This window comes from Micromonospora sp. WMMD714, from assembly GCF_029581315.1.
Lineage (GTDB): Bacteria > Actinomycetota > Actinomycetes > Mycobacteriales > Micromonosporaceae > Micromonospora > Micromonospora rifamycinica.
The window spans coordinates 1874608-1888544 of the sequence record NZ_CP120744.1; the positions used below are offsets into that span (position 1 = coordinate 1874608).

The 13937-nt window shown below is 73.2% G+C and carries 10 protein-coding genes and 1 pseudogene; 8 read left to right on the plus strand and 3 right to left on the minus strand.

Going from position 1 to position 13937, the window contains the following annotated elements; genetic code table 11:
* Positions 1-26: 26 nt before the first annotated feature.
* Together purL and O7625_RS08410 are read left to right on the plus strand one after the other, a co-directional pair.
* Positions 27-2453: pseudogene (purL, locus tag O7625_RS08405) on the plus strand (phosphoribosylformylglycinamidine synthase subunit PurL); the annotation flags it as partial.
* A gap of 442 nt (positions 2454-2895) precedes the next feature.
* A complete protein-coding gene (locus O7625_RS08410; RefSeq protein ID WP_067303404.1) occupies positions 2896-3651 on the plus strand; it encodes a 2-phosphosulfolactate phosphatase in 756 nt (251 codons plus the stop codon).
* A gap of 98 nt (positions 3652-3749) precedes the next feature.
* On the opposite strand, the gene O7625_RS08415 is transcribed toward O7625_RS08410, so the two are convergent.
* A complete protein-coding gene (locus O7625_RS08415; protein WP_282345310.1) occupies positions 3750-6080 on the minus strand; it encodes a carboxypeptidase regulatory-like domain-containing protein in 2331 nt (776 codons plus the stop codon).
* A gap of 150 nt (positions 6081-6230) precedes the next feature.
* On the opposite strand from O7625_RS08415, the gene O7625_RS08420 reads away from it, so the two are divergent.
* The 5 genes from O7625_RS08420 to amcA all read left to right on the plus strand — a co-directional run bounded on the left by O7625_RS08420 (position 6231) and on the right by amcA (position 10942).
* Entirely contained in the window at positions 6231-6584 is a 354-nt protein-coding gene (locus tag O7625_RS08420) for a sterol carrier family protein (RefSeq protein WP_067303305.1), read from the plus strand.
* A 168-nt stretch (positions 6585-6752) separates the two neighbouring features.
* Positions 6753-8288: an amidophosphoribosyltransferase gene (purF, locus tag O7625_RS08425; RefSeq protein WP_282345311.1), complete on the plus strand. Its 1536-nt coding sequence runs from the start codon at positions 6753-6755 to the stop codon at positions 8286-8288.
* Positions 8289-8347: 59 nt separating this feature from the next.
* Positions 8348-9502 carry a phosphoribosylformylglycinamidine cyclo-ligase gene (purM, locus tag O7625_RS08430; RefSeq protein WP_282345312.1) on the plus strand — a complete coding sequence of 385 codons (1155 nt, stop codon included), beginning with the start codon at positions 8348-8350 and terminating at the stop codon, positions 9500-9502.
* A 134-nt stretch (positions 9503-9636) separates the two neighbouring features.
* The gene (gene amcB, locus O7625_RS08435) at positions 9637-10740 is read left to right on the plus strand and encodes a cyclophane-forming radical SAM peptide maturase AmcB (RefSeq protein WP_348774011.1); all 1104 of its coding nucleotides are present in this window, start codon (positions 9637-9639) and stop codon (positions 10738-10740) included.
* Positions 10709-10942 (plus strand): multiple cyclophane-containing RiPP AmcA, encoded by a 234-nt coding sequence (gene amcA, locus O7625_RS08440; RefSeq protein ID WP_067303317.1) that lies wholly within the window; start codon positions 10709-10711, stop codon positions 10940-10942. Before amcB ends, amcA begins: the two co-directional genes overlap by 32 nt.
* 223 nt (positions 10943-11165) lie before the next feature.
* Here amcA and O7625_RS08445 read toward each other — a convergent pair whose 3' ends face one another.
* The gene (locus O7625_RS08445) at positions 11166-11381 is read right to left on the minus strand and encodes a DUF3073 domain-containing protein (protein WP_067303320.1); all 216 of its coding nucleotides are present in this window, start codon (positions 11379-11381) and stop codon (positions 11166-11168) included.
* A 342-nt stretch (positions 11382-11723) separates the two neighbouring features.
* Positions 11724-12806, minus strand: coding sequence for a Glu/Leu/Phe/Val dehydrogenase (locus O7625_RS08450; RefSeq protein ID WP_282345315.1), 1083 nt, complete (start codon positions 12804-12806; stop codon positions 11724-11726).
* A gap of 211 nt (positions 12807-13017) precedes the next feature.
* Here O7625_RS08450 and O7625_RS08455 point away from each other — a divergent pair, with 211 nt between their 5' ends.
* On the plus strand, positions 13018-13857 hold the full coding sequence (locus tag O7625_RS08455) for a hypothetical protein (protein WP_067303327.1): 840 nt from the start codon (positions 13018-13020) through the stop codon (positions 13855-13857).
* The last annotated feature ends 80 nt before the right edge of the window (positions 13858-13937 follow it).

The window sequence follows — 13937 nt, forward strand, 5'->3', positions numbered from 1 at the left end:
GGGTACGAGCGCAGCGAGGAGAGGTCATGACCACCCACCAGGACCCGGCCGTACGGGCAGCCGCGGGCTCCGTCCCGGCGGGGCCGCACGCGGCCGTCGCGCCGCCGGCCACCGCCGGCCGGCACACCGGTCCGGCGTCGACCACCGACTGGGCCGACGGCGTGGACACCGTGCAGCGGGCCACCGCCACCGGCGACGAGCTCCAGCCGTACGCCGAGCTGGGCCTGCGCGACGACGAGTACGACCGGATCCGGCACATCCTCGGCCGCCGCCCCACCCAGGCCGAGCTGGCCATGTACTCGATCATGTGGAGCGAGCACTGCTCCTACAAGTCGAGCAAGGTGCACCTGCGCCAGTTCGGCGAGAAGGCCCCGCCGAGCGACCGGCTGCTCGCCGGCATCGGGGAGAACGCCGGCGTGGTCCGGGTCTCCGACACGCTGGCCGTCACCTTCAAGGTCGAGTCGCACAACCACCCGAGCTTCGTCGAGCCCTACCAGGGTGCGGCGACCGGCGTCGGCGGCATCGTCCGGGACATCCTGGCGATGGGCGCCCGCCCGGTCGCGGTGATGGACCCGCTGCGGTTCGGCGCGGCCGACCACCCGGACACCGCCCGGGTGCTGCCCGGCGTGGTGGCCGGTGTCGGCGGCTACGGCAACTGCCTGGGCCTGCCGAACATCGGCGGCGAGCTGGTCTTCGACCCGTGCTACCAGGGCAACCCGCTGCTCAACGCGCTCTGCCTCGGGGTGCTGCCGGTCGACCGGTTGCAGAAGAAGGACGCCGCAGGCCCCGGCAACGTCGTGGTGCTGCTCGGCGCGAAGACCGGCCGGGACGGCATCGGCGGCGTGTCGGTGCTGGCCAGCGCCACCTTCGACGAGGGCAGCGAGCAGCGCCGCCCGTCGGTGCAGGTCGGTGACCCGTTCATCGAGAAGCTGCTGATCGAGGCCTGCCTGGAGCTGTACGACGCCGAGTTGGTCGTCGGCATCCAGGATCTCGGCGGCGCGGGCCTGACCTGCGCGCTCACCGAGACCGCCGCGTCCGCCGGCACCGGGATGCGGGTCTGGCTGGAGCGGGTTCCGCTGCGCGAGCCGTCGATGGAGCCGCACGAGATCCTGGCCAGCGAGTCCCAGGAGCGGATGCTGCTGGTGGTGACCCCGGAGAAGCTGGAGGCGGTGCTCAAGACCGCCGAGAAGTGGGGGGTGCTGGCCACCGCGATCGGCGAGGTCACCGCGCCGTCGCCCGACGGGCGGCCGGGCCGGCTGCTGGTCACCTGGAACGACCACGTGGTGGTGGACGTGCCGCCGGGGTCGCTGGTCGACGACGGTCCGGTCTACGCGCGCCCGATGCGGGAGCCGGCCGACCTGATCCTGCTCCAGGCCGACCGGGCCGAGACGCTGCCCCGACCGGGTAACCCGGAGGCGCTGCGGGAGACCCTGCTCCGCATGATCGCCTCGCCCAACCTCGCCGACAAGACCTGGGTCACCGAGCAGTACGACCGCTACGTGCTGGGCAACACGGTGCTGGCCCAGCCGGAGGACTCCGGCGTGATCCGGATCGACGAGCAGAGCGGCCTGGGGGTCGCCCTCTCCGTCGACGGTAACGGCCGGTACGCCCGCCTCGACCCCTACCAGGGGACGAAGCTGGCGCTCGCCGAGGCGTACCGGAACGTGGCGGTGACCGGCGCGCAGCCGATCGCCGTGACCAACTGCCTCAACTTCGGCTCGCCGGAGGACCCGGGCGTGATGTGGCAGTTCGCCGAGGCCGTCCGTGGCCTGGCGGACGGCTGCCTCGAACTGGGCATCCCGGTGACCGGCGGCAACGTCAGCTTCTACAACCAGACCGGTGCCGCCGCGATCCACCCCACCCCGGTGGTCGGCGTGCTGGGTGTGCTGGACAACGTCGCCGACCGGGTGCCGATGGGCTTCGTCCCGCGGGCCAACGGCGACCACGACCAGGTCTACCTGCTCGGCGACACGCACGTCGAGCTGTCCGGCTCCGAGTGGGCCTGGGTGACGCACGAGCACCTCGGCGGCATGCCGCCCCAGGTCGACCTGGGCCGGGAACGCCAGCTCGCCGAGCTGATGGCGGCGGCGGCCCGGGTGGGTCACCTCAGCTCCGCCCACGACCTGTCCGACGGTGGCCTGGCGCAGAGCCTGGTGGAGTCCAGCCTGCGCCGGGGCGTCGGGGTCCGGATCGGGGTGCCGGAGCGGTTCGCCGACGGTTCGTTGCCGTTCGTCTTCCTGTTCAGCGAGTCGTCCGGCCGGGCGCTGGTGACCGTGCCGCGCGGGCACGAGAAGGCGTTCACCGCGCTCTGCGCCGAGCACGGCGTGCCGTGGGAGCTGATCGGGGTGACCGATCCGGCGGGCGGTGCCCTGGACGTGCACGGCCAGTTCCGGATCGGGCTGGACGAGCTGCGGGCCGCGCACACCGCGACCCTGCCCCGGCTCTTCGGCGGCCCGGAGGCGGCCCAGGTGCAGGTGGAGGCGGTCCGGACCGGCACCACCACGATCGCGCCGGCCACCGCCGGGCAGCCGGTGGACGTACCCGACCGGGAGCAGCCGGCGGACGCGGACGACCCGGCCGGTGAGGTGGTGGCCGCCGCGGTGGCGGGTGCCCCGTCGCCCACCGGCCCGGACGCCGCACACCCCGTGCCGGCACCGGAAGCCCCCGGGTCGACGACCGCACACCCCGCGCCGGCACCGGACGCCGGACCGGCGTCGGGCGGCCCGACCGGGGCGGACACCCCCGAAGCGGGTACGCCGGACGCCGCGTCGCCGGACGCCGGGCACGGCACCGGTGCGCCTGCGGCCGGGCCGACCCCGGCGGCCGGTGCGGACGACGCTGCGGCGGCCGGGTCCGGCGACGGGCAGCGTCCGACGCCCGACCAGCGCTGAGGCGGTGACCCCGGCCGTCCATTCCCAGCCCGGATCGGGTGCCCGGTTCGACTGGGGGCTGACCGGGGCGGCGGAACTCGGCCGGGTCTGCGCCGTCCTGGTGGTGGTGGACGTGCTCTCGTTCACCACCGCCGTGGAGGTGGCGGTCGCCCGGGGGATGCGGGTGCACCCGTTCCCCTGGGGCGAGCAGGCGGCCGACTACGCGGTGCGGGTCGGTGCGGTGGCCGCGGTGGGTCGTCGGCAGGCCGACGCCGACCATCCCTGGTCGCTCTCCCCGGCGGCCCTGCGCAGCGCGCCGTTCGCCGCCGACCTGGTGCTGCCGTCGCCGAACGGCTCGGCGATCAGCGCCGCCGCCAGCGCCACCGGCCGACCGGTGGTCGCGGCGTGCCTGCGCAACGCCCGCGCCGTCGGGGGATGGCTGCGCCACCACGGGTACGGCGCGACGGACGCCCCGGTGGGGGTGGTGGCCGCCGGTGAACGATGGCCGGACGGCACCCTGCGCCCCTCGGTGGAGGACCAGTTGGGTGCGGCCAGTGTGCTGGACGCGCTCTCCGATGTGCCCGGTGGACTCTCGGTGGAGGCCGCGATGGCGCTCGCCGCACTGGCCAGCACCCCCGACGTGCCGGCGGCGGTACGCGGCTGCGTCTCCGGCCGTGAGCTGATCGAGGGCGGCTTCGCCGGGGACGTCGAGATCGCCGTCCAGCGTGAGGTGTCGAGCGTGGTGCCGGTGCTCCGTCAGGGCGTCTTCTCGGCCGGCTGACTCCGGGCCGGTGCACTGCGGACCCTGCGGAATCCCGGAAGCGACAGCGGGCCGCCCGGTGGGATTCCGGGCGGCCCGCTGTCGGTGTTGCCTGAGGGTCAGTCGTCCAGCCAGTCGAGGCGGCGTCCGCCGCGCTCCGGGGGCGGGCCGTCCGGCCGGGCCGCCCGGCCCGACGGCGGCTGGCTGCCCGGGGGCTGGTCCCGACCGGCCTGGGCCGGGTCGCCGTAGTAGCCGCCCTGGTGCTGGTCGTAGCCCTGCGGGTCGTACCCGCCGCCACGCTGGTGCGGCGGTTCCTGACCGTGGCCGCCCTGCGGCTGCTCGGCGGGGTAGCCACCGGGCTGGTCGTACCCGCCCTGCGGGGAGCCGTAGCCGGGCTGCTGGTCGTAACCCGGCTGGTCGTATCGGCCCTGGTGGGCACCGCCGCGCTGGTCGTAGCCGCGCTGGTCGTACCCGCCCTGGTGGGTGCCGGCCGGCTGGTCGTACCCGCCCTGGTGGGCACCGCCGCGCTGGTCGTAGCCGCCCTGGGTGCCGCCGGGCTGGTCGTAGCCGCCGCCGTGCTGGCCGCCGTAGCCCTGGGCCGGGCCGGCGTCGTAGCCCGCCTGCTGGCCGTAGCCGCCGGCGCCGGTGGGCTCGGCGCCCCGGCCGTAGCTGCCAGCGCCGGTCGGTTCCGCGCCCCGGCCGTAGCCGCCGGCGCCGGTCGGCTCCCCGCCCCGGCCGTAGCCGCCATGCTCGGGCTGGTTGTAGCCGGCCGCGCCGGGCTGGCCGTAGGCGTCCGGCTCCGGCTGGTAGGTGCTGGTCGGGTACGGGTCGGCGGCCGGCGCGTACGAGGTGCTGTCGCCGGTGTACCGGCCGGTGGGCTCGTCGTAGCGCTGCCCGGCGTACCCGCCGGTCGGCTCCTGTGCCGGGTAGCCGGCCCCGGCCGACGCGCCGTAGTCCCGACCGCCGTAGCCACCGGCCCCGGAGGCGGGCGCGTTGCCGTAACCACCGCCGGAGGCGGGGGCGTTGCCGTAGCCGGCCCCGGAGGCGGGCGCGTTGCCGTAGCCGCTGCCGGAGGACGGCGCGTTGCCGTAGCCGCTGCCGGACGAGGGGGCGTTGCCGTAGCCGCCCGCGGGGGAGGCCGCCGCGCCGTAGCCGCCGGCGGCACCGTAACCGCCACCGGAGGAGGGCGCGCCGCCGTAACCGGCCTGTTGGCCGTAACCGCCCTGGCCGGGGGGTTCCTCGCCGTAACCGCCGGCACCCGGCCAGTTGTCCTGTGGGCCGCCGTAGGGCTGCGGGGGCGCGGCGTACGGGTCCGGCGGGACGTCGTCGACGATCGGTCGTTGCATCATCGTCGGCGCGTCGCTCAGCGCGGAGCTGCCGACCATCGTCGGGTCGGGGCCGGCGCCGACCCGGTTGACCACCCGGGTCTGGTCGTCCGCGCCGCGTGGACCGGGCACGCCACCCGCTGCCGCGGCGGCGGGCGCGTCCCCGTCGTCCGCGTCGGCGTTCTTGCGCCGGATCCAGAGCAGCACGATGGTGCCGACACCGGCCGCGACCAACAGACCGCCGAGCAGGATGATCAGGAAGGAGCCGAAGCCGCTCTCCTCGTCCTGGGACGCGGCCTGCTGCTGCCCGCCACCCGGTTCGGTGGTCTCCTCGGTGGTCTCGTCGGTCGTCTCCGCCGTCGGCGTCTCCTCGGTGGTGGGCGACGGGGTGGCGCTCGGGCTGACCTCGACCTTGAGCGCCAGGCTGATCCGCTGGTTGCTCAGGCTCTGCCCGGCGCCGGCGCTGATCGGCTTGGTGGCGACCACGCCGTCCTTGCTGGCGCCGAGCACCATCGAGCCGGGTGCGATCGGGTTGGCGGTGGAGCCGGTGATCCGGAAGTTGCCGCTGCCGTCGCTGGTGGTGTTGAACTGCTTGCCGGTCGAGTCCTCCAGCCCCACCACCGCGTTGGGTACCGGGTCGCCGGTGGCCGTCACGACCACCTTGCCGGAGATCGACTTGACCGTCGGTTTGTCCTGCGGCGGGGTGGTCTGCGGCGCGGCCCTGGCCACCAGGGTGACGGTGGTGCTGGCGGAGTTCTCGCCGCCGTTGGCGTCGACGGCCTTCACGGTGATCGTGGCGGAGCCGTTCGACGCGTCGTCGGCGAGGGTGAAGCTGGCGCTGGATCCGCCGCTCTGGTCGACCTTGTTACGACTGCAACCGTCCACGCACCGCAACTTGCCGTTGCTGGAGGTGACGGAGACGTCGACCGGGGAGCCGTCACCCACGGTGAGCGAGTAGCTGACCCGGGTAGTCTTTCCGGCCTCGACGGAACTCGGGGACGCCGACACGTTGTTGACGCTCGGAGCGGCGAAGGCGGGTGTTGCGGGGACGGTGAGCAGGGCGCCGGCCACCAGCGCTACGACCACACCGGCCCGCTGCGTCCAGGCACGTCGGTGTGTTGACACGTCCACCGCCTTCCGGTCTGACTTCCCCGGCGGGGGCCGGGGATCATCACGGTACGAATACGCCGTCGGCAACTATGCCTTGTCTGACCGGATCGGCGCGACCCAGGGGCCAGCGTGGCACCTGACAACCTGGGGTCGTATCGTCCCGTCGTGTCCTCTCCGCACATTAAGTCCGCCGTGGTATTGGCGGCGCTGACCGCACTCGATGAGGGGCGCACGCCCGAACGGGCGGTGTACCGGGATGCGGTCCGTGCCCTTCTGGCCGCCCTCGCGGACCGTTCACCCGGCCGATCGGTGGAGGTGCGCGTCCCCCCTTACGGCGCAGTTCAGTGTCTGCCCGGTCCCCGGCACACCCGGGGCACCCCGCCGAACGTGGTGGAGATGGGGCCGGCGACCTGGCTGGAGCTCGCCACGGGCCGGTTGTCCTGGGCGGAGGCGGTCACGGACGGTCGCGTGCAGGTGAGCGGAAACCGGGCGGACCTCTCCGACCATCTGCCGCTCTAGCTGCGCCGTTTCCCATGATCAGGTGACCGGTCGGAGGCGGATCGTGACTTTCTGTATCGACTCGTGTTCGCGTACACTGTCAGGCGACGACAGTGGTCCAGGGCCGAAAGGCGCGGAGCAGCCCCCCGGCTCCGCCAGGCCAGTCCAGACCAGCATGAGGGAGCGGCAGTGCCCCGAGGCGATGGCCGGCTGAGCCACGACCTTGACCCCCAGCGACCCGGCCCCCAGGACGCGTGTGGCGTCTTCGGCGTCTGGGCTCCTGGTGAAGAGGTCGCCAACCTTACCTATTTCGGTCTCTACGCACTCCAGCACCGGGGCCAGGAGGCCGCCGGCATCGCGGTGAGCGACGGGTCCGGGGTGGTGGTCTACAAGGACCTGGGCCTGGTGGCCCAGGTGTTCGACGAGCCGACGCTCAAGAGCCTGCGCGGCCATCTGGCGATCGGGCACGCGCGTTACTCCACGACTGGCGGCTCGACCTGGGAAAATGCGCAGCCGACCATCCGGTCGACGACCTCCGGCACCACCATCGCCCTGGCGCACAACGGCAACCTGGTCAACACCGCCGAGCTGCAGAAGGAGGTCGCCGAGCGCGGCCTGCTCGACGACGGGGCGACCAACGACACCTCACTGGTGACCATGCTGCTGGCCAGCCGCCCCGACCTGTCGGTGGAGGCCGCCGCGCTGGAGGTCCTTCCCCAGCTGCGCGGCGCGTTCAGCTTCGTCTTCATGGACGAGTCGACCCTCTACGCCGCGCGGGATCCGCACGGCGTCCGCCCGCTGGTGCTCGGCCGGTTGGAACGCGGCTGGGTGGTGGCCAGCGAGACCGCCGCGCTGGACATCGTGGGCGCGAGCGTGGTCCGCGAGGTCGAGCCGGGGGAGCTGATCGCGATCGACGAGCAGGGCCTGCGGTCCAGCCGGTTCGCCGCCCCGGAGCCCAAGGGCTGCCTCTTCGAGTACGTCTACATCGCCCGCCCGGACGCCACCATCGCCGGCCGCAACGTGCACGCCGCCCGGGTGCAGATCGGCCGGCAGCTCGCCAAGGAGCACCCGGTCGAGGCGGACCTGGTGATCCCGGTGCCCGAGTCGGGCACGCCGGCCGCCATCGGCTACGCGGAGGCGTCCGGCATCACGTACGGCGCCGGCCTGATGAAGAACCCGTACGTCGGGCGTACCTTCATCCAGCCGTCGCAGACCCTCCGCCAGCTCGGCGTACGACTCAAGCTGAACCCGCTGCGGGAGAACGTGCGGGGCAAGCGGCTGGTCGTGGTCGACGACTCGATCGTGCGCGGCAACACCCAGCGGGCGATCGTCCGGATGCTCCGGGAGGCGGGTGCCCTGGAGGTCCACGTCCGGATCTCCTCCCCGCCGGTCAACTGGCCGTGCTTCTACGGCATCGACTTCGCCACCCGGGCCGAACTCCTGGCCAACGGGCTGGACAACGAGGGCATCCGGCGCTCCATCGGTGCCGACACCCTCGGCTACGTCTCGCTCCCCGGTCTCATCGCCGCGACCGAACAGCCCAGGACCCGGCTCTGCCGGGCCTGCTTCGACGGGGAGTACCCGATCGACCTGCCGGCCGGGAACCTGATCGGCAAGCACGTGCTCGAAGGGGTGGGCCGGCGGGTCGCCGACGCCCCGGACGCCCCCGAGCACCACACACCGCTCGTCGCCACTCCGGGCGGCGCGACCGCCCACCGCCCGTAGTACACCGGGGCCGCCCGGCCACCGTCGGCGCGGCACCGAGAACCACAAAGGGGAGAACCGTGACCTACGTGTCCGAGCGCAGCGGCGCAGGTAGTAGCCCGAGCGGCGCCGGTGGCGACCGCCAGCCCTGGACGGCGGGCACCGGCCGCACCACCCGCAAACGCTCGGTCTCGTACGCCGACGCCGGGGTGTCGATCGAGGCGGGCGACCGGGCGGTCGAGCTGCTCAAGTCGAAGGTGAAGGAGACCCGGCGGCCGGAGGTCATGGGCGACCTGGGCGGTTTCGCCGGCCTGTTCCGGTTGGACACCAAGAAGTACAAGAACCCGATCCTGGCCTCCTCCACCGACGGCGTGGGCACCAAGCTGGTCATCGCCCAGCAGCTCGACATCCACGACACGATCGGCATCGACCTGGTCGCGATGGTCGTCGACGACCTGGTGGCCTGCGGGGCCGAGCCGCTGTTCCTGCTCGACTACATCGCCACCGGCGAGGTCGTGCCGGACCGGGTGGCCGAGATCGGGGCCGGTATCGCCGACGGCTGCCGGTACGCCGGCTGCGCGCTGCTCGGTGGCGAGACCGCCGAGCACCCGGGCGTGCTGCGCCCCGACGAGTACGACGTCTCCGCCACCGGGGTCGGCGTGGTCGAGGAGAGCGAGATCCTCAGCCCGGACCGGGTCGAGGTGGGCGACGTGGTGATCGCGATGCGCTCGTCCGGCCTGCACTCCAACGGCTACTCGTTGGTCCGGCACGTGCTGCTGGGGGCCGGCCGGATGCGGCTGGACGTGGTGATCGACGACTTCGGCCGGCAGCGCACCCTCGGCGAGGAGCTGCTCACCCCGACCAAGATCTACGCGCAGGACTGCCTGAAGCTGATCACCGAGGCGGAGGTGCGGTCGATCGCCCACGTCACCGGCGGCGGCATCCCGGGCAATCTGGTCCGGGTGCTGCCCGAGCACGTCGACGCGGTGGTCGACCGGGCCACCTGGAAGCCGCAGCCGATCTTCGACCTGATCCAGTCGAAGGGCCGGATCGAGGACCCGGAGATGGAGTCGACCTTCAACATGGGCGTCGGCATGTTCGCCATCGTCTCCGCCGAGGACGCCGACCGCGCGCTGGCCACCCTCGCGGGTCGGGGCGTGGACGCCTGGCACGCCGGCGAGATCATCGAGGGCACCGGCAACGTCCGGATGATCGGCCAGCACACCCGGGGCTGACCATCTCGGCTCGATCGGCCGGGCACCTGGTCGGGGGTTCACCCGAGCGGTCGTCGCCGCCTAGCCTGAAGGACACTTCGGGCACGGGAGGAGGGTCGATGGCTGCTCGGGCTCGGGCTCGGTCCGTGGCGGGTATGCGGGGCGTCGCGGCGGTTCCGTCGTACGTGGTGATGCAGCCGACGACATTGTGCAACCTCGACTGCGCGTACTGCTATCTGCCGCACCGGGCGTCCGACCGGCGGATGCCGGTGGCGGTGGCCGAGGCGGTCGCCGCCGCGGTGACGCCGTGGGCAGCGCAGGGTCGGTTCTCGGTGGTCTGGCACGGCGGCGAGCCGCTCGCCGCCGGGCGGGACCGGCTGGCCGCGCTGATGGCCCCGTTCCCCGCCGGGGTGGAGCACCACGTGCAGACGAACGCCACGTTGATCGACGACGCCTGGTGCGCGTTCTTCGTTGAGCACGGGATGCGGGTGAGCGTGAGCGTGGACGGCCCGCGCGCCCGTAACGACGAGCGGGTGACCCGGGCCGGTCGGCCGGCGTACGACCGGATCGTCCGGGGGATCGCCGCGCTGCACCGGCACGGCCTGCCGTTCTCGGCGCTGGCGGTGGTGAGCCGGCCGACGCCGGGGCTCGCCACCGAGCTGTACGCGTACTTCCTCGACCTGGGCTGTGACGTCCTCGGCCTGAACATCGAGGAGACCGAGGGGGTCAACACCCGGAGCAACGCGCACGACGCGGCGGCGGTGACCGCCTTCTGGGCCGAGCTGGTGGCGGCCTGGCGGCGGGCGCCCCGGGTGCACCTGCGTGAGGTGGAGTGGTCGCTGCGGTACGCGGCGGCGGTGCTGGCCGGTGCGGAGGGCGACCTGCTGCCCCGGCAGCTCGACCCGATCCCGACGATCGGGTACGACGGTTCGGTGACCGTGCTCTCCCCGGAGCTGGCCGGCTTCACCGACGCCCGGTACGGCGATTTCAGCAGCGGCAACGTGCTGGCCACCCCGCTGGCGGAGATCCTGGCCGGCGTGACCGGCACCGACTGGGTGGGTGAGTTCCTCACCGGGGTCGAGGCGTGCCGGTCGTCCTGCGCGTACTTCGGCTTCTGCGGTGGTGGCCATGCGGCCAACCGCTACTTCGAGCAGGGACGCTTCGACGGTACGGAGACCGAGCACTGCCGCAACAGCAAGATCCGCCTACTGGAGGGAGTGTTGGAGCATGCCCGAGACCACGAGTCACCGGCCGGCTGAGCGCGTCGGGACAGGCACGGACCAGGTCGCCGACCGGGTACGGGAGGCCGCCGGGGAGATCTCCGCCCTGCTCCACGAGGCGGAGGCGGCACGGCGTTCCCGGGCGGAGGCGCCGGGCGGGGAGGGTGCCGGCGCGGTGTGCGCCTGGAACCACTTCGAGAACATCCCGACGTTCTACAACTGGAACAACCGACCACGCTGAGCGGGATGGCGAGCGGGCGGCAGGACCACCGGACCGCAGGGTCGGCGGGTCGCCGACGCGCCGCCGCGGGGCGAACCGTGACCGTCGGGATCAGGGACCGCGCCGACCGGCCGGAGGGTGCTCCGGGACGGCGAGGTCCCTGATCGTCGATGGTCGCGCCGTTCCGGTCGGGCACATGACTGAGCACGCGGAGAGTTGCCGCGTGCTCGATGTGACCCGGAGGTCAGCGGGTCGGAGGGGCCCAGGGGTCCGGGTCGTCGTCCGCGTGATCCTCGTCGTCGTCGACATACTCTTTGTAGTCGTCGTCGAAGTGCTGCTCAGACTTACCACCGGCACTCGCCAGTTCGCGCTGCAAGGCGGTGAGGTCGGTGTTCGGGGAGTGGTACTTCAACTCCCGCGCCACCTTCGTCTGCTTGGCCTTAGCACGGCCGCGCCCCATGGCTCGACCCCCTCGCACAGAATGCGGGGCAGCCCGAAGGCGGGCCCCGATGACGTCAGGCATCTCTCGTGGCTCTTACGGTACATGGGGATGCCACCGTTCGGCACCTCGGGTTACCGTCTGCCGGCCCTGCGCGTCGCAGTCACCCGGCCGTCACCGATGGTACCGGTAAGGGGCGGTCGCCGGAGCTGCCCGTGACGCCCGACAAAACGTCAGGAAAGTCGCATGGCGTGAGCTGTCGGGTGGCCGTGCCGGTAGCGGGACGATCGCCGCATCCGTGCCGGGCCGTGCGGCGGGGAGCGGACCCGGGTGCGGACCGCCGTCCGCACCCGGGACACCCGGTCAGCGCAGGTGGATGGTGCGCAGCCGACCCACGTCGGCCATCCGGCGCTCGGCCAGCCGGTCGGCCGCCACCGCCGGCGGCACCCCCTCGTCGTCGGCGAGTCGGAGGATCTGCCGTGTGGTGTCGTAGATCCGGGTGGCCCGCAGCTTGGCCCGCTCGAAGTTGAAGCCGTCGATCTCGTCCGCGACCTGGATCACACCACCGGCGTTCACCACGTAGTCGGGGGCGTACAGCACGCCCCGGTCGGCGAGCAGCTTCTCGATGCCCGGGTGGGCGAGCTGGTTGTTGGCCCCACCGGCGACCACCTTCGCCCGCAGCGCCGGCACGGTGTCGTCGTCCAGCGCGCCGCCCAGCGCGCACGGGGCGTACACGTCGATGTCGGCGGCGACCAGCGCGGAGACGTCGGCGACCAGGTCGACCCCGGGGTGGTGCACCCGCGCCCACTCCAGCGCCCGTGGGTCGACGTCGGTGGCCACCACCTCGGCCCCGTCCTCGATCAGGTGGCCGGTCAGGTGCTTGCCGACCTTGCCCAGCCCGGCCACGCCGACCCGGCGTCCGCGCAGGGTGGGTGAACCCCAGACGTGCTCGGCGGCGGCCCGCATGCCCTGGAAGACGCCCCAGGCGGTGAGGACCGAGGAGTCCCCCGCGCCGCCGTGCTCCACGCTGCGGCCGGTGACGTAGCGGGTCTCCCGGGCGACCACGTCCATGTCGGCCACGTAGGTGCCGACGTCGCAGGCGGTGTAGTAGCGCCCGCCCAGGGACTGCACGAACCGGCCGTACGCGCGCAGCAGCGCCTCGCTCTTGACCTGGTCCGGGTCTCCCCAGATGACCGCCTTGCCGCCGCCGTGGTCCAGCCCGGCCAGGGCGTTCTTGTACGCCATGCCGCGGGACAGGTCCAGCACGTCCGCCAGGGCCGCCTCCTCGCTGGCGTACGGGTAGCACCGGGTGCCGCCGAGCGCCGGACCCAGCGCGGTCGAGTAGATGCCGATGATCGCCTTCAGGCCGCTCTGTTTGTCCTGGCAGAAGACGACCTGCTCGTGACCGGTGGCTCCCGGGTCGTCGGTGCTCGCGAATACGCCCATGGCTTGCTCCTGTGTCGGTGTGCGTCCTCGTGGGGCGCGGACCTGGTGGGGTGTGCCGGCGGGGATGCTGCCGACCCTGGTGAGCCTAGTGTCGCTCGACACGGGTGACGTGGTCCGCGCGGCGGCCCCGCGCCCACCGGCCGGCCCGGCCGGGTCCGGCAGTGTACGACGGCGGCGGCACCGGCACGGGGTTTCGTGGGAGGATCGCGCGGTGCCGTCGCTCTTCGCTTCTTACCTGCGCGTGTACGAGCCGCTGACCGCCTTCGACCGGGACCGTCAGTCGTACTGGCGGCGCTACGTGCGGGAGGGGCGGGCGGTGGCCCCGTCGGAGGGGCCGGGCCGGCAACGGACCTCGGTCATCGCGGCGCTCGGCGCGGGGTGGACCCGGCTGCCCGAGCTGCCCGACGAGGCGTACGTCCTGGAGTCCGACGACGTGCTGCTGGTCTGCCCGTGGAACCTGCGGGTCCGGGTCGCCGAGGCGGCGCTCAGCGCCCGGGAGGGGGTGCCGTCGGTGATCGCCGACGCGTTCGTCCCGCCGGTCCTGGCCGGGCAGGCCAAGACGGTGGTGGAGGACTGGCGCAGCGGCGCGCGGGTGCTGGAGCACGGGGTGCCCCGGCTGCACGAGCAGATCGCCACCTGGGGCGTGCCGCTGCGGTGGTTCGTGCTCTTCGAGGCGGGTGAGCGGGATCTGGTCACCCGGCCGGGGCGGCGGACGCTGCGCTACCGGACGGAGATCTCCAAGGCCCGTCGGCGGGCCTCCCGGGCGCTGTCGGTGCTGAAGAAGTCGATCGGGGAGGCCCCGATCACCGAGGCGGTGGAGGAGGCCGCCCGGTGGTTGGAGGAGTTCCACCCGCGTTCGGTGGTCGAGCTGGACTACGGCGGCCTGGTGCAGCTGCTCTCCGACGAGACGCTGGCGGCGGACGATTCGCCGGAGCTGGCCGCGATCGGACTGGCCGGGCTCTCCCGGGGCGAGACGGAGGAGGCGTCGGGGGCGTACGACCGGTTGGTCGCCCGGTGGCGGGCGATCCAGCTCCTGGAGAGGTGCAATTGACCATGAAACGCCCAGTGAGTGTGTCAATTATGAGTCACTCTCGTAGTTGACGCATCACGAACCGTGATCATGAGTCCGAA

Excerpts from the sequence above, each read along its gene's own strand:
- O7625_RS08445 (WP_067303320.1), bottom strand. The coding sequence starts at position 11,381 with ATGGGGCGCGGCCGTGCTAAGGCCAAGCAGACGAAGGTGGCGCGGGAG.
- amcA (WP_067303317.1), top strand. The coding sequence starts at position 10,709 with ATGCCCGAGACCACGAGTCACCGGCCGGCTGAGCGCGTCGGGACAGGC.
- amcB (WP_348774011.1), top strand. The coding sequence starts at position 9,637 with ATGCGGGGCGTCGCGGCGGTTCCGTCGTACGTGGTGATGCAGCCGACG.
- O7625_RS08450 (WP_282345315.1), bottom strand. The coding sequence starts at position 12,806 with ATGGGCGTATTCGCGAGCACCGACGACCCGGGAGCCACCGGTCACGAG.